Source organism: Streptomyces sp. NPDC051636 (assembly GCF_044453765.1).
Lineage (GTDB): Bacteria > Actinomycetota > Actinomycetes > Streptomycetales > Streptomycetaceae > Streptomyces.
Map to the genome: position 1 here is coordinate 82088 of NZ_JBITDA010000015.1, position 21074 is coordinate 103161.

The window sequence follows — 21074 nt, forward strand, 5'->3', positions numbered from 1 at the left end:
GGCCCAGTGGGTCGCGCGCGGCCCACGGGTCACGGGGGGTCTATGTCCGTGACCAGCGCGAGGAGCTGGAACGGCAGTTCCTTGTCCCACTGGGAGATCCCGAGGGCGACATAGCGCCCCACTCCCGGCGGCTGCCAGAGGTGCAGGTCCGGCACGTGTCCGCTCAGAGTGCTCCAGGGCTCGGGTATGGCCTCGCCCTGCAGGACGCGGTCGAGTATTCCGGCCAGGCTGAACATCTGCGGCGGCCCCCAGCGTGCGCTGAGCCGCTCGCCGAGGCCGTCCCGGTCGAACTCGTACTGCGCCTCCGTCTCCTCCCGTTCCGTCCCGTCGTCCTCCCAGAACTCGTCGCTGGTCTGTAACTCGGCCGTGAAGTAGCCGGGTCCGGACTCGCCGACGTCCGTCCTGCCGTGCTCCTCGGGGAACTCCCGGGTGCACAGCAGATCGATGACGGCGAGGTACTGGGCGATGTCCATGCGATCCAGTAAAGCGGGCGCCACTGACAATTGGCGGGGTGTCAGGCGTCGGGCGGGTCCGAGCTCCACGCTCCGGCGAGGAGCGTGGCCGCCGTCCCAGTTGCTGCGGAGGACCAACCACCGCGCGCTCCCTCGGCCCAGGCGGGCGCGGCCGGCTGTTCATCGACATGTCGACACCGTGGGAGCCGGCGCTCGCGCCGGCCCCGGCCCCGGTGCGGCAGCTCGCCGCGCGGTACGGCGCTGAGGGCGACGGCGGCAACCGTGCGGGGCCGTGCTGGAGCGGGCCCGGCTGACCGAGGGCCCGCGGGATCACGGGGCCCGGCTCTCGCCGGGGTCCGGTGTGCCGAGTACCATCCGCCCCACACGGCGCACGAGCGGGGAGGACGGACGGTGGCGCGGCTGACCGGCGGGGATCCCTCGCTGCTGCGAAGGATCAATTCCGCGGTGGTGCTGCACGCGCTGCGTGCCACGGACTGCGCGACGCTCACGGAGATCACCCGGGTGACGGGGCTGTCCCGGCCGACCGTGGAGGGCGTCGTCGAGGGGCTCATCGAGGCCGGTCTCGTCGTCGAGAAGGCGGCCGAGGAGGGCGCCACCCGGCGGCAGGGGCGGCCCGCACGGCGGTTCCGGTTCCGGGGCGAGGCCGGGCACCTGCTGGGCCTGGAGATCGGCGCGCACCGCGTGGCGGCGCTCCTGGCCGACCTGGACGGGCGGATTCTGGGCGCCCAGGCCAAGGACGTCTCCGAGACGGCCGACGCCGACGAGCGCCTGGAGCGGCTGCGCAGCGCGGTGGCCGAGCTGCTGCGGCGGGCCGGGGTGGCGCGCGGCTCGCTGCGGGCGGTCGGCGTCGGCACGCCGGGGATCGTGGAGGCCGACGGCACCGTACGGCTGGGCACCGCGCTGCCCCAGTGGACCGGCCTGCGCCTGGGCGAACGGCTCAGCCGCTCCTTCAAGTGCCCGGTCCTGGTCGAGAACGACGCCAATGCCGCCGCCGTCGCCGAGCACTGGAAGGGCGCCGCGACCGAGTCGGACGACGTCGTGTTCGTACTGGCCGGGCTGAGCCCGGGCGCCGGCGCGCTGATCGGCGGACGGCTGCACCGCGGCTACGGCGGGGCCGCCGGCGAGATCGGCGCGCTGCACCTGCTGGGCCGGGAGGCGACGCCGGAGGCGCTGCTGTCCACCACGCACGAGCCGCTGCACCCGCTCGACGAACAGGCGGTCGCCGAGGTGTTCACGCTCGCCCGGGAGGGCGACCAGCGGGCCCGGGCCGCCGTCGACCGGTTCATCCAGCGGCTGGTGCACGACGTCGCGGCGCTCGTCCTCGCCCTCGACCCGGAGCTGGTGGTGATCGGTGGCTGGGCGGCCGGGCTGGACGGCGTCCTCGAGCCGCTGCGCCACGAACTCGCCCGCTACTGTCTGCGTCCCCCCAGGGTGACGCTGTCCCTCCTCGGGGAGGCGGCCGTGGCGACGGGCGCCCTGCGACTCGCCCTCGACCATGTCGAGGAGCAGCTGTTCGCGGTGGAGGGCACGGTGACGGCGCGGCGCTGACCGGGTCCCCGCAGGCCCGCCGGTGCAACGCGCCGCCCCCCGGAGGGGTTCCGGGGCGCGGCGGGCGCGGCTCCCGGCGAGGCCGGTGCTCGCCCGGCCCCGGCGGACGGCCTAGGAAGCCTGGCGCTCGGGTCCGTGGTGTATCTCCACGCCGCCGGAGTCGCCGAAGGTCAGCCGGCAGGTGTCCGCGCGGTAGGTGGCGACGGAGAGCGCGGCGGTGCGGCCCCGGGCGAAGAAGCGGGTGGTGACGACGAGGACGGGCGCGCCGGGGAGCCGGTCGAGTTCCTTGGCGTCGTCCGCGCGGGCCGAGCCGAGTTCCACGGCGCGGTCCTCGCCCTCCAGCTCCAGGTGCTGGAGCTCGCGCAGCACGGCACGCGCGTGTGCGGGTCCGGAGGGCGCGTCGATCCCGGACAGGCCGGGGACCGAGGACGCCGGGATGTAGAGCAGCTCGGCGGCGACGGGCTGGCCGCGCGAGACACGGGAGCGGCGCACGATGTGCACGGCCTCGTCGGGGCCGGTCTCCAGGGCGGAGGCGACGGCGGCGGGCGGCGCGGCCTGCGCGCAGTCGACGGGCTGCCAGGCGTCGCCGGGCGCACCCGGCCAGGCGTGGTGCTCGGTGCCGACGGCCACGCCCACGCGCGGCGGCGCCACGGTCGTGCCGACGCCGCGCCGCCGCTGGAGCCGGCCTTCCAGTTCGAGTTGTTCGAGGGCCTGGCGGAGCGTGGCGCGGGCGACGCCGAAACGGGCGGCGAGGTCGCGCTCGTTCGGCAGGATCTCGCCCACGGCGAACTCCGAGTCCAGTGCCTCGCTGAGCACGGTCTTGAGATGCCAGTACTTCGGTTCCGGCACCGGTTCCAGCTGCGTGGTCCCCACCCTGTCCTCCGCAATCGCCGTGGCCCGCGGCGTTTTAGCGCCCTTGTTTATTAAAGGTTGTTGCACTTATCTGCGACCATAGGGCGGCCCCCATCCTTGGTCAAGACCAATCCTCGATCCCATAGGCAACACAGAGGTGTGCGCCGCGGAGCGTTCACACGGTGTTCTCGCACACGGCTCAGCGGCCGGCCGGGGAGCGCAGCTTGTCGGGGTTGCGAGCGATGTACACCATCCGGGCGCGCAGGGCGCGTTCAGGCCGGTACCGGGGCGAGACGGAGGCCCGGGGGGCTACCCGTCGGTAGGAATTGCTGACAGTCTGTCTACCCGCGACGTCCGCCAGCGAGTCCAGACGAGGAGCAGCACCATGTCCGCCACCGTCTCCTTCCCGGTCCCCTCACCGCACGGCCCGCGGACCGTGACCGTCTCCTACGCGCGCGTGGGCAGCGGCGAACCGCTGCTTCTGCTGCACGGCATCGGCCACCACCGGCAGGCCTGGGACCCGGTGGTGGACGTCCTCGCCACCGAGCGCGAGGTGATCGCCGTGGACCTGCCCGGCTTCGGCGTGTCCCCCGGCCTGCCGGACGGGCTGGCGTACGACCTGCCCTCGACGACCGCGGTGTTCCGCGCGTTCTGCGAGGCGCTGGAACTCCAGCGCCCGCATGTCGCGGGCAACTCGCTCGGCGGCCTGATCGCCCTGGAACTCGGCCGCGAGAAGCTCGTACGGTCCGTCACCGCGCTGTCCCCCGCCGGGTTCTGGTCCGATGCCGAGCGCGTCTACGCCTTCGGCGTCCTGAAGTCGATGCGCGGGATCTCCCGGCGGCTGCCGCTGCCGCTGGTGGAGCGGGCGGCGCGCACGGCGGCCGGCCGGGTGGCCCTGACGAGCACGATCTACGCCCGCCCCACCCGCCGTTCACCCGAGGCCGTGGTCGCCGAGACGCTCGCGCTGGCGACCGCGACCGGGTTCGACGAGACCCTACGGGCCGGTACGGCGGTGCGGTTCACCGACGACATCCCCGGCATCCCCGTCACCCTGGCCTGGGGCTCCAGCGACCGGCTGCTGGTGCCACGGCAAGGCGTGAGGGCCAAGGGCATCATCCCCAAGGCGCGGCTGGTGCGGCTGCCCGGCTGCGGTCACGTCCCGATGAACGACTACCCGGCGCTGGTCGCCCGCGTCATCCTCGACGGCAGCCGCTGACCGGCGCGGGATCCGGGACAACGCGCCGGAGCCCAGGGCGACTCCGGCTCCCACGAGGGCGCTGCCCGCGGCCTGGGCGGCCCCGTAGGAGCCCGTTCCGACGAGCGGCGCGGTGCAGGCGGCGGCCACCGGGATGAGCCCGGAGAACAGCGTGGCCCGCTCCGCGCCGATGCGCTGCATACCCATGTACCAGCACACGAAGCCGACGACCGTGACGACCGCCGCCTGCCACAGCAGCGCGGCGGCCTCCGTGGCGCCGGGGCGCCGCAGCCAGCCACCGCCGTCGAGGAGCACTCCGGCCACGGCCGCCTCGACGGCGGCGACACCGCACACCGTGGCGGACAGCAGGCGCGGCCCGAGCGGCCGCAGCACCGGTACGGCGAGGACCGCGAAACCCACCTCACCGGCCAGCGCGCACGCCGAGAAGGCGATCCCGGCGCCGTCGGTGCGGCCCCACCCCTGGACCGTGAACGCGCCGACGGCGACGAGCGACGCCCCGTAGAGCACGGCCGGCCGGGGACGCCGCCCGTCGAGCAGCGGCACGACGACCGCCACCACCACGGGCGCGCAGCCCACGAAGACACCCGGAATCGCCGGTTCCGAGCTGCGTTCCGCGGCGATGACGGCGAGGTTGAAACCGACCATGCCCACCGCCGCGAGGAGGGCGAGGCGGGCCCACTGGCGGGGCGCGAGCCCGCGCAGGGGTGCGCGTCCGCCCCGGCCGGTCAGCGGGAGCAGCAGCAGGCAGGCCAGGGCGTAGCGCAGGAACTGGCCGCCCGCGTACGGGAAGTCGCCCAGGACGCTGTTGGCGGTGAAGGAGCCGCCGACGAGGACGCAGGCGAGCGCGGCGAGGAGGGCGCCGCGGGTGGTGGCGTTCATGACCGCGACGCTAGGAAGCTTCGCGGTCCGGTTTAAGGTCCAGTGCCATGACGTCATCGGGGACCAATCCGGGCGGGCTCGTGGGCTCCGCCGCGTGGGAACTGCTGCTGCCGGCCGCCTCGGCACCGGCACGCGCGCGTGGCCGCTCCCTGCAGGCGGCGCTGCGCGAGGCGATCCGCTCGGGGCGCCTGGCCGCGGGCACACGGCTGCCGTCGAGCCGGGACCTCGCGGCCGACCTCGGGGTGTCGCGCGGGCTGGTCACCGAGGCGTACGAGCAGTTGACCGCCGAGGGCTATCTGCGCAGCGGCCGGGGCGCGGGGACCTGGGTGGGCGGGGCCGTACGGTCCGCCCCGCCACACGCGCGTGACCTGGCGCCGCGCTCCCTGGGCGGGCGGGCCGACTTCGTCCCCGGGACGCCGGACCTGTCGCTGTTCCCACGCGCCGCCTGGACCGCCGCGCACCGCGGCGTCCTGGCCGAGCTGCCGCACCACGACCTCGGCTACCCGGACCCGCGCGGGCTGCCGCGCCTGCGCACGGCTCTCGCGGAGCTGCTGACCCGCCGCCGGGGCGTGGTCGCCGACCCGGAACGGATCGTGGTCGTCTCCGGTGTCGCCCAGGCCACCACCCTGCTCGGATTCGCGCTGCACGCGCGCGGGATGCGCACGGTCGGCGTGGAAGACCCGGGCAGCCCGCAGCACGACGCCCTGTACGCCTCGGCCGGCATGGCCACGGTGCCGTTGCCGGTGGACTCCGGGGGCCTGGCCATCGGCCCGCTGCGCGACTCGGGCGTACGGGCGGTGACGACGACGCCGGCCCACCAGTTCCCCACCGGTATCGCGTACTCCGCCCGGCGCCGCGCCGAACTGCTCGACTGGGCCCGGTCCGTGGACGGCCTCGTCCTGGAGGACGACTACGACGGCGACTTCCGCTACGACCGCGCTCCCGTGGGCGCCCTCCAGGGTCTCGACCCGGACCAGGTCGCCTACGCGGGATCGGTCAGCAAGTCCCTCGCTCCGGGGCTGCGGCTGGGCTGGCTGCTGGTGCCCCAGTGGCTGGCCGGCGAGGTCGTGGAGCGCAAACGGACCATGGACCTGGGCCATCCCGCCCTGGACCAGGCGCTGTTCGCCCGGTTCCTGGAGCGCGGCGACTACGACCGTCAGCTGCGCCGCTGCCAGCGCGCCTACCGCGAGCGGCGGGACGTCCTGGTCGCCGCGCTGGCGGAGCACTTCCCGGACGCCCGGGTGTCCGGGATCGCCGCGGGACTGCACGCCATCGCCGAACTGCCCGAGCGGTACGGGGCGGAGGAGCACTTCGTCGCACGGCTGGCCGCGGCCGGCGTCGTGGTGCGTCCGCTGAGCGCCTACACGCACGCGCGTGCCGGCGGTCCCGGGGTGCGTCTGGTCCTGGGGTACGCGCACCTGCCCCCGGCGCGGATCCGTGAGGGAGTGAAGCTGATGGCGGAGGCGATCGCCGTCTGACGGCGGGGGCCCGGCCATGGGGAGTCGCCGCGGACATGCCGCTCGGCCCGGTCGTGCCGGACGGGGTCGAGGGCAGGGCGAACTTCGAGGCCGTCGCGCAGGGCGACCCGGGCGTGCCGCTGGGCCGTGAGCTGCAGATCGCCGAGCTGCTGCGGTTCGTCGAGCACCGGCGGATCACGGGCACGCTGTGGCTGACGGCCGACGTCCACCACGCCTCCGCCCAGCACTACGACCCTTCGCGGGCCGCGTTCAAGGACTTCGAGCCGTTCTGGGAGTTCGTCTCCGGCCCGCTCAACGCCGGCGCCTTCCCGGCCAACGCGCTCGACGGCACGTTCGGCCCGGACCGCGCCTTCGTCAAGGCGCCGTCCGCGTCGAACGTGTCGCCGGCCGGGGGCTACCAGTTCTCCGGCGAGGTCGACATCGACGGCGACAGCGGGGAACCGACGGTCGGCTGCGCGAGCAGGACGGCACCGTGCTGTTCACGCAGGTGCTGCGGCCGGGCCGGGTCGGCCGGTAACTCCCGCAACTCCCGTACGCTCTTCACCCGCGCCGCGCACCGGCGTCATCCCCCGGTGCGCGGCGCGCTGCGGAGAAAGCGGCCGGATGAAACAGCAACAATAGAAAAAACAATAAATGGGACAGAAGCATGCTTTACCCATCAGTCACAAAGCGTTCGTGATCACGCAACACCCTTCCTTCACAGTGGCTGCATGACTCGAGACATATCTGATGTGACGCGTGCGAAGGACGGACGTCCGGTGCACCACTGGCGACGGGACCTCGTCGAACTCGCCGCCCTGTTCACGGCCGTCGCGGTGGCGGACGTGGTGGCGAACCTCGTCGGCCACGGCCCGGACGGTCCGGCGCTGCTGGTGATCTCGGCGATCATGCTGGCCGCGACCGCGGGATTCCACACCTGGTGGGCACGTCGGCACGGCCACGCACCCCCGGCCGGTGATACCGGCGCCCGGCCGGGCGCCGAGGTGCGCCAGGCCGGGCCGTCCGCCGAGCCCGCGGCGACGCCCGACGCCGTGGCCGGGTCGAGCACGCTGTGGCGGATGCGGACGACGGTGAAGGACGAACCGGGATCGCTGGCCGCGCTGTGCACGGCGCTGGCCGGGCGGCGGGTCGACATCCTGAGCCTGCAGACGCATCCGCTGGCCGAGGGCACGGTGGACGAGTTCCTGCTGCGGGCCCCGGGCGAGCTGGGGGCGGCCGAGATCAGCCGGGTGGTCTCCCTGGCCGGCGGCACGAGCATCTGGATCGAGCGGGCGGACGCGCACGATCTCGTGGACGCGCCGACCCGGGTGCTCGGTCTCGCCGCCCGCACGGCGCTGGACGCGGCCGAACTGCCGCTGGCGCTCCGGCAGTTGCTGGGACGGTGCACCATCCGTTCGCTGCCGGCCACGCCGGTCGGCGGCGGGCGCGGGCCGGAGGCCGTTCCGGTGGAGGGGGTACTGGAGGACACCGTCCTGCGGCTGCGGGCGCCGGAAGGCGGAGTGATCACCGTCGAGCGGCCGTATCTGCCGTTCACACCGACGGAGTTCGCGCGGGCGCGGGCGCTGGTGGAGCTGGACGCCCGGCTCGGTCCGCGGATCCCGCGCAGCCAGGACGTACTGACGCTGCCCGAGGGCAACTCCATCACCGTACGCCGGGCCGACACGCGCGACGTGGAGGCGGCGAAGGCGATGCACGAGCGCTGCTCGGCACGGACCCTGAGCATGCGGTACCACGGGCCGGTCGGCGACGCCGACCGCTACCTCAACCACCTGCTCAGTCCCCGCTTCGGGCGGACGCTGGCGGTGCAGACCGCGTCCGGCCGCGTCGTCGGCCTCGGCCACCTGCTGTGGGACGGCGACGAGACGGAGGTCGCGCTGCTCGTCGAGGACGAGTGGCAGCGGCGCGGCATCGGCAGCGAACTGCTGAGCCGGCTGGTGGCGCTGGCGGTCGACGCGGGCTGCGACAGCGTGTACGCGGTGACGCAGGCGTCCAACACCGGCATGGTCGCCGCGATGCGCGGCCTGGGCCTCCCCCTCGACTACCAGATAGAGGAGGGCACCCTGGTCATCACCGCCCGTCTGGACGCCACCCCGGTCGGCTCGCGCCTGTCGCACGACAGCGACGGGAGCAGCCGTCCGGCGGACGGACCGCGCGGGACTGACCCCGCCCGCCCGCGGTGACGCACGGCCCGGCATGCCGGTACGCCGGGTCATGCGTCAGGGCGGCCTCCGCCCCGACGGTGCCCCGGCGTGCCCGCCCCCGCGCCGGCCTCACCGTCCCGCGCGTCACCCGTCACCGCGTGGGCCTCCGGCACCCGGCTCAGCCCACCGTCTCCCGGTGTCGCGCGGGAGCCGGCCCTCCCGCCCCCTCCCCCAGCGCCCGGTCCAGGTCCGCCCACAGGTCCTCGACGTCCTCCAGCCCCACCGACAGCCGCAGCAGCCGGTCGCTGACGCCCGCGCCCCGGCGGTCCTCGGTGTCGACGATGCGGTGGCTGATGGACGCCGGGTGCTGGATGAGGGTGTCGACGCTGCCCAGGCTCACGGCGGGGGTGATCAGCCGGACCCGGGCGATCACCTCGTGGGGGTCGCCGTGCGCCTCGAAGGCGATCATCGCGCCGCCCAGCCGCGGGTAGCGGACGCGGGCGACGCGCGGGTCGGCGGTGAGGCGGCGGGCCAGTTCGGCGGCGTTCGCGGAGGCGGCCCGTACCCGCACCGGGAGCGTGGACAGCCCCCGGAGCAGCAGGTAGCCGGCCAGCGGGTGCAGGACGCCGCCGGTGGCGAACCGCACCTGCCTGAGCCGCCGCGCGAACTCCTCGTCGCAGGCCACCACGCCCGCCAGTACGTCACCGTGCCCCCCGAGGTACTTGGTGGCGCTGTGCAGTACCAGCCGGGCGCCGTGTTCGGCCGGGCGTTGCAGCACGGGCGTGGCGAAGGTGTTGTCCGCCAGCAGCGGCACACTGCCGCAGGCGTGGGCGAGGGCGCGCAGGTCGAGTTCGGCGAGGGTGGGGTTGGCCGGTGACTCGACCATGACCAGCCCGGTGTCGGGGCGCAGCGCGTCCGAGATCCCGGCCGGGTCGGTCCACGTCACCTCCGTGCCGAGCAGGCCGGCGGTCAGCAGGTGATCGCTGCAGCCGTAGAGGGGACGTACGGCGACGACGTGGCGCAGGCCGGTCGAGGCGCGTGCGAGGAGGACGGCGCTGAGCGCGGCCATGCCGCTGGCGAAGGCCACCGCGGCCTCGGTGCCCTCCAGCCGGGCCAGGGCGGTCTCGAAGCGGGCCACGGTCGGGTTGCCCAGCCGCCCGTAGACCGGCGGGCCGACGGGTTCCGCGCCGTCGGTGGCGAAGGCGTCGATGCGGGCGGCCTCGGCGCGGCTGTCATAGGAGGGGTAGGTGGTGGACAGGTCGATCGGCGGGGCGTGCAGCCCCTGCCGGGCGAGGTCGTCACGGCCGGCGTGTACGGCCTCGGTGGCGAGTGCTCTCGACGCGGTGCGCGCGTCGTCGTGTGCGCGGATGCTCGCTGGGTCCATGAGCGGAAGGGTGAACACCGAACGGTCCTCCGGTCACGTACTCCGTGTTACGTTCGGGCCATGGCCGAATCCGTCGTACTGGATCCGGTGGACCTGCATCTGCTGCGCCTGCTGCAGAACGACGCCCGGACCACCTACCGCGACCTCGCCGCGCAGGTCGGTGTCGCGCCCTCGACCTGTCTGGACCGGGTGGCCCGGCTGCGCCGCTCGGGCGTGATCCTCGGCCATCAGCTGCGGCTCGATCCGGCGAAGCTGGGGCGCGGGCTGGAGGCGTTGCTGTCGGTGCAGGTCAGGCCGCACCGGCGGGAGTTGGTGGGGCCGTTCGTGGAGCGGATCCGGGCGCTGCCGGAGTCGCGGACGGTGTTCCACCTGACCGGGCCGGACGACTATCTGGTGCACGTCGCGGTCGCGGACATGGCGGACCTGCAGCGGCTGGTCCTTGACGAGTTCACGGCACGGCGCGAAGTGGCCCGCGTGGAGACCCGGTTGATCTTCCAGCAGTGGGACTGCGGACCGCTGCTGCCACCCGGCACGCCCTCAGCTGAACCGGGGTGACGCGGCCGTCGGTCCCGTACGAGGATGGCCGCATGTCTCAGACGAAGAGCCCGCTGCCCCGCGAGGTCGCCGACGCGTACGTCGACGACCTCATCGCCCTCGATCCGGTCATCGGTACCTACCTCGGCGTCAAGGAGAGTTCGAGCAGGCTGCCCGACTTCTCGCCGGCGGGCCAGGAGGCCCGGGCGGAACTGGCGCGGGCCACGCTGGCCCGGCTCGACGAGGCCGAGCGTCAGCCCGGCGCGGACAGCGACCAGGAGCGCCGCTGCGGACGGCTGCTGCGCGAGCGGCTGACCGCCCAGCTCGCGGTGCACGAGGCCGACGAGGGCCTGCGCGAGGTCGGCAACCTGGGGACACCCGGGCACGCGGTGCGGGACATCTTCACCGTGACGCCGGCGCAGACGGAGGAGGACTGGGCGGCGATCGCCCAGCGGCTGCGCGCGGTGCCGGCCGCGCTGGCGGGCTACCGCGAGTCGCTGGCGCTCGGACTGGAACGCAAGCTGTACGCGGGCCCGCGCCCCGCGGCCACCTTCGTCGAGCAGCTCACCGAGTGGTCGGACACGGACGGCAAGGGCCGCGGCTGGTACGAGGACTTCGCCGCCGCCGGTCCCGAGGCGCTGCGCGCGGAGCTGGACGAGGCCGCCCGCGCGGCGACCGCTGCCGTGGCAGAGATGCGGGACTGGATGCGGGACGTGTACGCGCCGGCCGTCGAGGGGGAGCCCAACACGGTGGGCCGGGAACGGTACGCCCGCTGGGCACGCTACTACAACGGCACCGACCTGGACCTGGACGAGGCGTACGCGTACGGCTGGGCCGAGTACCACCGCCTGCTCGGCGAGATGCGGCAGGAGGCCGAGAAGATCCTGCCCGGCGCCGAGACGCCGTGGGTGGCGCTGGCGCACCTGGACGAGCACGGCCGGCACATCGAGGGCGTCGACGAGGTCCGCGAGTGGCTGCAGGGTCTGATGGACCGGGCGATCGGGGAACTGGACGGCACGCACTTCGAACTCGCCGAGCGGGTGCGGAGGGTGGAGGCGTGCATCGCGCCGCCCGGCGGGGCGGCGGCCCCGTACTACACTCCCCCGTCGCAGGACTTCTCGCGCCCCGGCCGCACCTGGCTGCCGACGATGGGGCAGACCCGGTTCCCGGTGTACGACCTGGTGTCGACCTGGTACCACGAGGGCGTGCCGGGTCACCACCTCCAGCTCGCGCAGTGGGCGCACGTGGCCGAGGACCTCTCCCGCTACCAGGCCTCGGTCGGCGGGGTCAGCGCCAACGCGGAGGGCTGGGCGCTGTACGCGGAGCGGCTGATGGACGAGCTCGGCCACCTCTCCGGGCCCGAGGAGCGGCTGGGCTACCTCGACGCGCAGATGATGCGGGCGGCCCGGGTGATCGTGGACATCGGTATGCACCTGGAGCTGGAGATCCCCGCGGACTCGCCGTTCCACCCCGGTGAGCGGTGGACGCCGGAGCTGGCCCAGGAGTTCTTCGCCGCGCACAGCAGCCGGCCGGCGGACTTCGTGGAGAGCGAGCTGACCCGCTATCTGACGATTCCCGGCCAGGCGATCGGCTACAAGCTGGGCGAGCGGGCCTGGCTGCTGGGCCGGGAGAACGCCCGCAAGCGGCACGGCGACGCCTTCGACCTGAAGGCCTGGCACATGGCGGCCCTCTCCCAGGGGTCACTCGGGCTGGACGACCTGGTGGACGAACTGTCCCGGCTCTGACCTGTCGAGGCCTGACGGGGCGAGCCCCCTCCCGGGGGGAGGGGGCTCGGCGCGCAGGGGGCGGCGCTAGCCGTTGGTGACGTCCGGGACCGGTGAGTGCTGCAGGACCCAGGGGCTTGTACATGTCAGGATCGGGTGGATCGGGGGCGGTGGCGGGGAGTCGGATTCCGAGCAGGTCGTTTCCCAGACCTGCCCGGCCGTGGTCAGGACGTCGATCTTGATACTGTTCGCGGTGTTGCTGTGTTGGTTGATGGCCACACCGCAGGCCGTGGTCGGATAGTTGGCCAGATTGCTGAGATCGGTCCACAGGAAGCCGGGTACGGCACCGCTGATGTCCCGGATGCCCGCGTAGGTCCTGCCGCCGCTGAGCGCGGCCCTCAGTTCGTAGTTCTCGTTGTACTGGACCGCGTCGATGTCGGCGCACGGTGCGGCTGTTCCCGTCGCTCCGGTGGTGCCCGTGGGGCCGGGCGGTCCGGTGGGACCAGTCGCTCCGGTCGCGCCCGTGGCTCCGGTCGCGCCCGTGCCTCCGGTCGCACCCGTGGGGCCGGTCGCACCCGTGGGGCCGGTCGCCCCCGTCGCGCCCGTGGCTCCGGTCGCGCCCGTGTGGCCGGTGGGGCCGGTTGGCTTGCATTGGTCGTTGCCGTTGGGGCCTGGGGTCGCCTTCGGGGACTGCTCGTTGCGATGGTGGCGCGGGCCGTCGCATTCGTCACCGTTGGCCGCGCGGACCTTGGTGGCCCCGTGGCCGGTCATGCTGCGAGCCGCGGCGGCGGCGGGGCTGGCCACTCCGGCTGCGAGGACCAGGGCGAGTGAGGCCACCATCCCGGCCTTTCTGACCCTGTCGCGGGCCAGCGGCCCAAGCAGGGAGGTCCTGTGGTCAGGACTCATGGTCGTGCTCCTTGACTCGAAGCGGTCCGGGGGAGTCCCGGACGCGAGTCCGATGAAGTGCCGGACTCCAGTGCGAGCGTGACCCGGTCATTCGATCTCGGCCAATTCGGACGGTCCAAAGGAGGATATTTATCCTCAAGTCGGACCAATCCCGGCCTTCCGAAGAGGCACGTCTTACCCTGCGTCACCCGATCACCCCGACGCACGGCCGATCGGGCGCCCTCGGCACCCGCTCTGCGCGTGGAGCGACGGCCGCGCAGCGGATGTGTGCCAGATTGACCGCCGTGAAGCCGCAGACCCTGTGCCTGTGCATGATCGTCAAGAACGAGGCCCGCGTCATCGAGCGCTGCCTGGAGTCGGTACGGCCCCTCATCGACACCTGGGTGATCTCCGACACCGGGTCCACCGACGGCACCCAGGAACTGATCCGCAAGGTGCTGGACGGCATCCCCGGTGAACTCGTCGAGGAGAAATGGGTTGACTTCGGGCACAACCGGACCAGCAACATCCGCCGGGCCCGCGGCAGGGCCGACTACCTGCTCACCCTCGACGCCGACCACGTGCTGCGTCAGGACGCCCCTCTGCCCCGGCTCACCGCGACGTCGTACATGCTGCGTTACGACACCCCCGGCACCCAGCACCGGTTCAAGCACCTCATGCACGGTGACCTGGAGTGGCGTTACGAGGGCGTCACCCACGAGTACCCGTGCACCGACTCCCCCGACACGCAGGAGAACCTGGACGCGCTGGTCATCGAGGACCACGCCGACGGCGGCTGCCGCGCCGAGAAGTTCGAGCGGGACGCCCGGCTGCTGCGCCGCGAACTCGACCGCGACCCGGACAATCCGCGCACCGTCTTCTACCTGGCCAACACCGAACGCGACCTCGGGCACGCCGAGGACGCCATCGCCCTCTACGAACGCCGTGCCGCGATGGGCGGTTGGCCCGAGGAGGTGTACGTCTCCCTGCTGGAGTCCGGGATCCTGCGGGCGGAGCGCACCGACGACTGGCCGGGCGCGATGGACGCGTTCAGCAGGGCCTGGGAGGCACGCCCCCAACGGCTCGAAGCCTGCTACGAGTTGGCGTCCCGGCTGCGGATGAAGGGCCGGTACCGCACCGCGCACGCCCTCCTCGCCACGACGATCGGCCGGCCGGAACCCGACGACCTGCTCTTCACCCGGTCCTGGGTGTACCGGTGGGGGCTGCTCTTCGAGTTCTCCATCACCGCCCACTGGGTGGGCGACCACACCGCCGCCGTCCGCGCCTGCGACCTGCTGCTCGCCCTGCCGGACCTGCCCGAGTCCATTCGCCAACAGGTCATCGCCAACCGGCAGTTCTCGGCGCCGTACGTCACCACCGTCCCCGAGCCCGCCTCCCCCGGGCGCCGGAAGCGGCCCGGCAGGAGCCGGAAGAGGTGAGGCGCGCGGACGGTGTCACGCCGCGGCCAGGCAGTCGTCCGGCCAGTCGACGACACGCTGTTCGGAGGCTGTCGTAAGACTCCCGATGATCACAAACCGCCTACCGCACGCCCCGCTGCCGCAGCACCGACCCCGATCTGCCCTTGACCACTTCCAGCTGCGCGTGAATCCGCCGCCGCAGGTCGGCGACGTGGCTGACGATGCCGACGCTGCGGTCCCGTTCGCGCAGTGAGTCGAGGACGTCGAGGACCTCGTCGAGGGTCTGGTCGTCGAGGCTGCCGAACCCCTCGTCGATGAAGAGGGTGTCCAGCCGCACCCCGCCGGCCTCGTCGGTGACGACGTCCGCGAGGCCGAGGGCGAGCGCGAGCGAGGCGAAGAAGGTCTCGCCGCCGGACAGGGTGGCCGTGTCCCGTTCGCGGCCGGTCCAGGCGTCGACGACATGCAGCCCGAGCCCGCTGCGGCCGCGTCCGCTGCGGTCGGCGGAGTGGACGAGGGTGTAGCGGCCGGAGGACATGCGCTGCAGCCGTACCGTCGCGGCGGCGGCGACCTGTTCCAGGCGGGCCGCCAGCACGTAGGACTCCAGACGCATCCTGCGTTCGTTGTCGGCGGAGGTGCCCGCGGTGAGGGCGGCCAGGCGGGCCACGCGCTCGTGCTCCTCGCGCAGCGGCGCCAGCCGTCGTACGCCGTCGGTCGCGCGGGCGGAGAGCCGGTCCAGCTCGGCGCAGCAGCGGGCGGCCGCGTCGTGGGCGGAGGCGGCCTCGCGCAGCCGCCGGGCCGCGTCGGCGGCGGCCTGTTCGGCCGCGGCGAGGTCGGCGGGCGGCTGCTGGGCCGCCGCGGCGGTCTCGGGCTCCGCGAGGACGGCGCGTACGGCGGCCTCCTCGTGCTGCCAGGCGTCCAGGCGGTGCTGGAGCTCGCGGTGGGCCGCGTCGTCGAGCAGCGCGGCGGCCGCCGCCTGCGGGGTCTCGAAGCCGGCGCGGTAGGCGGCGTCGGCCAGGCGGGCGTCGGCGTCCTTGAGGCGCTGGGCGGTGTCCTCGGCGGCGCGCGCGGTGTCGGCGGCCTCGGTGAGCAGCGCCGCCCGCCGTTCCAGCTGGGCGGCTCGCGCGGCCACGCTGTCGGCGCCGCCCCGGGCCTGGGCCAACTCCTGTTCCAGCGCGGCCTGTTCGCGTTCGAGGGCCTCGCGGCGGGTGAGCCGGGAGGCGGCCCGGACCGCGGCCTGCTGCCGGTCCGCCAGGCGCCGCTCGCGCTCGTGCTCGGCCCGGCGCAGCTCCTCGCGGGCGGCGTGCAGCCCGGAGGCGTCCCGGCGGGCGCGCGCGTACTCCTGCTCCAACTCGTCGGCCTCGGCGGCGAGCCGGGCCGTGGGTGTGTCGCCCGCCTCGGCGGTCGCGGCGGCCAGTGCCTCCCGTACGACGCCCAGGCGCCGCTCGTCCTCGGCGTGCCGTTCCTCGGCGCGCTGGCAGGCGGCGAGCGCCTGCTCCTCCGTCTCGCGGTCGACGTGCCCGGCGACCCTGCGGGCGGGGGCGGGGTGTGCGGTGGCGCCGCAGACGGCGCAGGGCTCTCCGTCGGTGAGGTTCGCGGCGAGTTCGGCGGCGATGCCGTTCAGGCGCTGTTCCTTGAGGTCGAGCCAGTGAGCGCGGGCGTCCAGCGCGCGGGCCTGCGAGGCGACGGCGCGTCGCTGGGCCTCCTCGGTGTCACCGGCCAACTGGTCGCGCGTCCGTGCCGCGTCGAGGCGTCGCCGGGTGGGTTCGCGCTGGACGGCGAGCTGTTCGGCCCGGGTGGCGGCCTCCTGCGCGGACTCGACGCGGGCCTGGAGGGACGCGCGCGTGGTGTCCCACTCGGCGAGCCAGTTCTCGGCCTCGCGCAGCACGTCCTCGTCGGCGCGCTGCTGACGGTCCAGGCCGGCGCGTTCCGTGACGAGTTCGGTGAGCCGCCGTTCGGCGCGGCGGGCGGACTCCAGGCCGCCCAGTTCCTCGGCGGCACGGCGGGCGGCGGCGGCGAGTCCGGCCGTACCGGCGTCCGCGTAGGTGTCCGGCAGGGCGGCACGCGCGCGTGCCTGGGCGGCGGCGGCCCGCCGGTGTTCGGCGTCGGCGGCCTCGCGCAGCTCCAGCGCCGGCGCCACCGCCTCCGCCTTGCGCGCCCGCTCCATCCGCGCCTGCGCCTCCCGGTGGGCGCCGGCCCGCTCCTCCAGGAGCCCGGCCCGCTCCCGTGCCTGGGCGAACCGCCGTTGCAGCCGCGCCAGTTCGCGTACGCCGGCCAGCCGGCGGTCGGCGGCGGCCTGGGCGGACTCGGCGGCGCTGAGGCGACAGTGGGCCAGGGTGAGCCGCTCGCGGGCGGTGCTGCGGGCGACGGCGGCGGCGCCCAGGACGGCCTCGGCGAGGCCCGGTTCGCCCGGGGCCGGCTCCGGCGGTTCCATGGCGTCGCCGGCCTCCTGCTGCATGCGGTGCGCGTCGGCGAGCAGCGCGGCGTCCCCCTCCCGCACCCGGGCCTCGGTCGCGCGCCGGCGTTCGGCGAGGCGCTTCTCGACGTCGGCGAACCGCTGGGTGTCGAAGAGCCTGCCGAGCAGCCTGCCGCGGGCCTCGGCGTCGGCGCGCAGGAAGCGGGCGAAGTCGCCCTGGGGCAGCAGGACGACCTGGCAGAACTGCTCGCGGCTCATGCCCAGCAGCTGGGTGACCTCCTCGCCGATCTCCTGGTGGGAGCGGCTGAGGTCCTTCCAGGCGCCGCCCCTCGCGTCGTACTCGCGCAGCCAGGTCTGGGCCTTGTCCAGGGTCGTACCCGACCCGCGCTTCTTGGGCCGCTCCCAGGGCGGTTGCCGGGTGATCTCCAACCGCCGTCCGGCGACGGTCAGTTCGAGGCGGACCTCGGTGCGGGTGCCCGCGTCGGCGTGGTCGCTGCGCAGACTCAGTCCCTGCCCGCTCTGCCGGGCGCCCGGTACGGAGCCGTACAGGGCGTAGCAGACGGCGTCCAGGACGGAGGTCTTGCCCGCGCCGGTGGGCCCGTGCAGCAGGAACAGTCCCGCGGTGGACAGCGCGTCGAAATCGACCGTCTGGGAGCCGCCGAACGGCCCGAAGGCGGTGATGCCGAGCCGGTGCAGCCTCACCGGGCCACCTCCCGCACCGCGTCGTCGGCGTGGACCGCGTCGAACGCCTCACGCAGTACCGCCTGTTCCTCCTCGTCGGGTCCGGCGCCGCGCACATGGGCGACGAAGTCCTGGGCGATCTGCTGGTCGCTGCGGCCGGCGAGACGCCGGGCGTACGAGACGGCGGGATCGTCGAGGGCCCGGTCGGGGGCGAAGACCAGGCTGAGGGTGTGCGGGAAGCGCTCGGTGAGGCGGGCCATGGGGTCGGCGGGGCGGACCGGGTCGGTGAGGGTCGCCTCGACCCAGGCGTCCTCGTGCCGGGCCAGCCCGGGGTCGGCGAGGAGGTCCTCCAGGGTGCCGCGGATGCGGGCCAGCGGGCGCGGCGCCGGGCAGTCGACGCGCTCGGCGGCGAGGGAGCCGTCGGCGCCGAGGTCGACGAGCCACATGCTCTTGCGGTGGCCGGCCTCCGAGAAGGAGTACGCCAGCGGGGAGCCCGAGTAACGCACGCGCTCGGTGATGGTCTGGCAGCCGTGCAGGTGACCCAGTGCCACGTAGTCCACGCCGTCGAACACGCCGGCCGGGACGGCGGCCACCCCGCCGACGGTGATGTCCCGCTCGCTGTCGCTGGCCTCGCCGCCGGTGACGAAGGCATGGGCGAGGACGACGGAGCGGGTGCCATGCGCGCGTGCGGCGAGGTCGGCGCGGACCCGGTCCATGGCGGCGGCGAGGACGGCCTCGTGGCCCGCCTTCTCCACCCCGAACTCGTCCTTCACCAGGGCGGGTTCGAGGTAGGGCAGGCCGTAGAAGGCGACGTCCCCGAAGGTGTCGGCGAGGAAGACGGGCGTTCCGCAGGCGGACGGTTCGGTCCGCAGGTGGATGCCCGCGCGCCCGATGAGGCCGGCGCCGACGCCGAGGCGGCGGGCCGAGTCGTGGTTACCGGAGATCATCACCGTGGGCACGCCCAGCTCCGCCAGCCGGTGCAGGGCGTCGTCGAACAGCTCGACCGCGGCGAGCGGGGGCACCGCCCGGTCGTACACGTCTCCCGACACGACCACCGCGTCCACGTCGCGCTCCCGCACGGTCGCCACGAGGTGACCGATGAACTGGGCCTGGGCCTCGAGCATGTTCACCCGGTGGAACGCCCGGCCGAGATGCCAGTCGGAGGTGTGCAGCACTCTCAAGAAACCGCTCCGGCTCGTCGTCAGCACCCACCACGCTAACGCCTGTCGGCCCCTGATCCACCACGGACCCCAAACCTCCTCCACATCTGCCGCTGTATAGACGGAAATGTCGGAGCCGATGTGCCGGGTGGCCGCGAGAGGGACGAGGGCCACCCCGTCCATGCACCGCCCGGGCCTCACGCTTCGCCGTAGGCCTCTCCGCCCAGTTCGAACGCCGCCGTCCCGGCCGTCGCGTCGGCCAGCCACGCGCGGAAGGCGTCCACGTCGGCGTCCGGCAGGCCGATCTCGAGGGTGACCGCCTCCCCGTAGCGCACGTCCCGCACGTCGCGTCCGGTGGCGCGCAGGTCGTTCTGCACCTTGCCGGCGCGCTGGTGGTCGACGGTGACCGTGGCCAGCCGGAAGCGGCGCCGGGTGCGGGTGCCGAGCGCGTCCAGGGCCTCGCCCACCGCGCCGCCGTACGCCCGGATGAGTCCGCCCGCGCCGAGCTTGACGCCGCCGTAGTAGCGGGTGACGACGGCGACGACGTACCGCATGTCGCGGCGCAGCAGCATCTGGAGCATGGGCACGCCGGCCGTGCCGCCCGGTTCACCGTCGTCGCTGGCCTTCTGGACGGAGGCGTCGGCGCCGATGACGTACGCCCAGCAGTTGTGCGTGGCGTCCGCGTGCTCCTTGCGGACGGCGGCGATGAAGTCCTGGGCCTCCTGCTCGGTGGCCGCCGGGGCGAGCGCGCACAGGAAGCGGGAGCGGTTGACCTCGGTCTCGTGCACGCCCGCGCGGGCGACTGTGCGGTACTCGTCCTGCATCCGGCCAGCCTATGCCGACCCGCGCGGTCGCCCCCGGGCGAGGTGCGGGACACAGCCGGCGCGGACGGCGCGCTATGCCTTCGCGCCCCGGGCCACGGTCACCGACGTCAGCAGTGCCGTGCCGGGGGTCAGGTCGCGCCAGGTCGGGCCGCGCCAGGTCAGGTCCGCGATCGCCGAGGTCGGGAACTTCGTGCGTACCTGGTCCAGCGCGTCGTCCAGGTCGTCCCCGGCCAGTTCGAGGACCAGGTCCTCCAGGCCGGGGTTGTGCCCCACGAGGAGCAGTGTCCCGACCTCGGGCGGTACCTCGCGCAGGACGTGCAGCAGCTCGGGTACTCCGGCCGCGTACAGCCGCGGGTCGAGCCGTACCGGGGGTGGGGTGCCCCACTGCGCCGAGGCCAGCTCCCAGGTCTGGCGGGCGCGTACGGCGGTGGAGCACAGGGCGAGGTCGGGCAGGCGGTCGGCCTCGGCGAGGGCGCGGCCCGCGGCGGGTGCGTCCCGGCGGCCGCGCGGTGCCAGCGGGCGCTCGTGGTCGGGGACGCCCGGCGGCCGGGCGGACTTGGCGTGCCGCAGGACGACCAGGCGGCGCAGCGGGCCCGCGCTCACGCGAGCCTCCCGAGGTCGCGGACGAGGTCGAGGCCGAGGAGGCGGTCGGCGTAGGCGTACGTCTCGAAGCGGGCGCCGTCCGGCAGGCCCGGCGCGGCCTCCACCCAGCGCAGGACGCGCAGCACCCCGGGTACGTCCAGATCGTCCTCCCAGGCGGTGCGCAGCCGCCCGCGCACCTCCTCGGGCACCGGCCGCGACGGCTGCCGGGCCCAGACGGCGACGGCGTGCCGCCAGTGCGCGAGACTCCGGCCGGCCTCGTCGAGGGCGTCCGCGTCGAGCCGCACGGGCGTGCCGCGGGGCGCGGAGAGCAGGGCCAGGCGCAAGGCTGAGGGCTCGGCCGCCGCCGCGGTGACGGCGGCCTCGGGTGCGGCCGCCGCGGCAGGGTCGGATCCCGGTGCCGTACCGTCCCCGCTCCCGAGCACCGGAGCGACCTCGACCAGCACAGCCCCGTCGGCACTCGCCCCTGCCTCCCCCGCCACATGGATGACCTGCGCCTCGCCCAGCCCGGACGCGAGGTCCTGGCCGTCCTCGAAGGGGCGGACGCCGAGGGTCGTCGCGACCGCGCGGAGTTCGGGCTGTCGGCGGTCGCCGGTGAGCATGGCCCAGACGGGGGTGCCGCCGAGTTCCAGGGCGCGGACGAGGACGTCGGCGACGAGGAGCACGCGCAGGGCCGAGGCGTCCAGGCCCGAGGCGTGAGCCTGGACCCGGGTCAGGCCCCGCCGGGCGGGGGCGGCCTCGACGGGCTCACCGGTACGGGCGTCGATGATGCGCAGCACGGGCCGAGCGTAGGCGGCCGGGCGGCCGTATGCAGGCACTTGGCGCCGATTACGGCTGTTGTGGCGGGGATGCCCGGGGGATCCC

16 protein-coding genes and 2 pseudogenes are annotated in these 21074 nt (G+C 74.5%); 8 read left to right on the forward strand and 10 right to left on the reverse strand.

The annotated features are described in order from the left end of the window. Positions 1 to 29 precede the first annotated feature (29 nt). A complete protein-coding gene (locus ACIBBH_RS25090) occupies positions 30 to 473 on the reverse strand; it encodes a hypothetical protein (protein WP_399408149.1) in 444 nt (147 codons plus the stop codon). Between the two features lie 390 nt (positions 474 to 863). On the opposite strand from ACIBBH_RS25090, the gene ACIBBH_RS25095 reads away from it, so the two are divergent. Continuing rightward, on the forward strand, positions 864 to 2021 hold the full coding sequence (locus ACIBBH_RS25095; protein ID WP_399408150.1) for an ROK family transcriptional regulator: 1158 nt from the start codon (positions 864 to 866) through the stop codon (positions 2019 to 2021). Positions 2022 to 2132: 111 nt separating this feature from the next. On the opposite strand, the gene ACIBBH_RS25100 is transcribed toward ACIBBH_RS25095, so the two are convergent. Next, on the reverse strand, positions 2133 to 2894 hold the full coding sequence (locus ACIBBH_RS25100) for a GntR family transcriptional regulator (protein ID WP_399408152.1): 762 nt from the start codon (positions 2892 to 2894) through the stop codon (positions 2133 to 2135). A gap of 364 nt (positions 2895 to 3258) precedes the next feature. Between ACIBBH_RS25100 and ACIBBH_RS25105 the strand changes: the two genes are divergently transcribed. Continuing rightward, positions 3259 to 4089, forward strand: a complete 831-nt coding sequence (locus ACIBBH_RS25105) for an alpha/beta fold hydrolase (RefSeq protein WP_399408154.1) — start codon at positions 3259 to 3261, stop codon at positions 4087 to 4089. 45 nt (positions 4090 to 4134) lie between these two features. Here the strand turns inward: ACIBBH_RS25105 and ACIBBH_RS25110 are convergent. Beyond that, a pseudogene (locus tag ACIBBH_RS25110) lies at positions 4135 to 5025 on the reverse strand (EamA family transporter); the annotation flags it as partial. Between ACIBBH_RS25110 and ACIBBH_RS25115 the strand changes: the two are divergent. The 3 genes and pseudogenes from ACIBBH_RS25115 to ACIBBH_RS25125 all read left to right on the forward strand — a co-directional run bounded on the left by ACIBBH_RS25115 (position 5016) and on the right by ACIBBH_RS25125 (position 8626). Continuing rightward, positions 5016 to 6446, forward strand: a complete 1431-nt coding sequence (locus tag ACIBBH_RS25115) for a PLP-dependent aminotransferase family protein (protein ID WP_399408155.1) — start codon at positions 5016 to 5018, stop codon at positions 6444 to 6446. The pseudogene ACIBBH_RS25110 and the gene ACIBBH_RS25115 overlap by 10 nt on opposite strands. Before the next feature lie 35 nt (positions 6447 to 6481). After that, positions 6482 to 6826 (forward strand): annotated as a pseudogene (locus tag ACIBBH_RS25120) (alkaline phosphatase D family protein); the annotation flags it as partial. 330 nt (positions 6827 to 7156) lie between these two features. Beyond that, entirely contained in the window at positions 7157 to 8626 is a 1470-nt protein-coding gene (locus ACIBBH_RS25125; protein ID WP_399408327.1) for a GNAT family N-acetyltransferase, read from the forward strand. Positions 8627 to 8765: 139 nt separating this feature from the next. On the opposite strand, the gene ACIBBH_RS25130 is transcribed toward ACIBBH_RS25125, so the two are convergent. Continuing rightward, positions 8766 to 9971, reverse strand: a complete 1206-nt coding sequence (locus tag ACIBBH_RS25130) for a trans-sulfuration enzyme family protein (RefSeq protein WP_399408156.1) — start codon at positions 9969 to 9971, stop codon at positions 8766 to 8768. A gap of 60 nt (positions 9972 to 10031) precedes the next feature. On the opposite strand from ACIBBH_RS25130, the gene ACIBBH_RS25135 reads away from it, so the two are divergent. Together ACIBBH_RS25135 and ACIBBH_RS25140 are read left to right on the forward strand one after the other, a co-directional pair. Then, positions 10032 to 10526 (forward strand): Lrp/AsnC family transcriptional regulator, encoded by a 495-nt coding sequence (locus ACIBBH_RS25135; RefSeq protein ID WP_399408158.1) that lies wholly within the window; start codon positions 10032 to 10034, stop codon positions 10524 to 10526. A 32-nt stretch (positions 10527 to 10558) separates the two neighbouring features. Beyond that, positions 10559 to 12250: a DUF885 domain-containing protein gene (locus ACIBBH_RS25140; RefSeq protein WP_399408160.1), complete on the forward strand. Its 1692-nt coding sequence runs from the start codon at positions 10559 to 10561 to the stop codon at positions 12248 to 12250. Between the two features lie 66 nt (positions 12251 to 12316). Here the strand turns inward: ACIBBH_RS25140 and ACIBBH_RS25145 are convergent, their stop codons facing one another. Next, on the reverse strand, positions 12317 to 13135 hold the full coding sequence (locus ACIBBH_RS25145) for a hypothetical protein (protein ID WP_399408162.1): 819 nt from the start codon (positions 13133 to 13135) through the stop codon (positions 12317 to 12319). Between the two features lie 284 nt (positions 13136 to 13419). On the opposite strand from ACIBBH_RS25145, the gene ACIBBH_RS25150 reads away from it, so the two are divergent. Beyond that, complete coding sequence (locus tag ACIBBH_RS25150) at positions 13420 to 14553, forward strand: glycosyltransferase (protein WP_399408164.1); 1134 nt, start codon at positions 13420 to 13422, stop codon at positions 14551 to 14553. 100 nt (positions 14554 to 14653) lie between these two features. Here ACIBBH_RS25150 and ACIBBH_RS25155 read toward each other — a convergent pair whose 3' ends face one another. From ACIBBH_RS25155 to ACIBBH_RS25175, 5 genes are all read right to left on the reverse strand, one after another. Continuing rightward, positions 14654 to 17647: an AAA family ATPase gene (locus ACIBBH_RS25155; RefSeq protein ID WP_399408166.1), complete on the reverse strand. Its 2994-nt coding sequence runs from the start codon at positions 17645 to 17647 to the stop codon at positions 14654 to 14656. Further along, positions 17644 to 18807: an exonuclease SbcCD subunit D gene (locus tag ACIBBH_RS25160; RefSeq protein ID WP_399408168.1), complete on the reverse strand. Its 1164-nt coding sequence runs from the start codon at positions 18805 to 18807 to the stop codon at positions 17644 to 17646. Before ACIBBH_RS25160 ends, ACIBBH_RS25155 begins: the two co-directional genes overlap by 4 nt. Before the next feature lie 176 nt (positions 18808 to 18983). Then, the gene (locus tag ACIBBH_RS25165) at positions 18984 to 19610 is read right to left on the reverse strand and encodes a YigZ family protein (RefSeq protein WP_399408169.1); all 627 of its coding nucleotides are present in this window, start codon (positions 19608 to 19610) and stop codon (positions 18984 to 18986) included. Between the two features lie 72 nt (positions 19611 to 19682). Next, entirely contained in the window at positions 19683 to 20213 is a 531-nt protein-coding gene (locus tag ACIBBH_RS25170) for a SixA phosphatase family protein (RefSeq protein ID WP_399408171.1), read from the reverse strand. Beyond that, entirely contained in the window at positions 20210 to 20989 is a 780-nt protein-coding gene (locus ACIBBH_RS25175; protein ID WP_399408173.1) for a hypothetical protein, read from the reverse strand. Before ACIBBH_RS25175 ends, ACIBBH_RS25170 begins: the two co-directional genes overlap by 4 nt. Between the last annotated feature and the right edge of the window lie 85 nt (positions 20990 to 21074).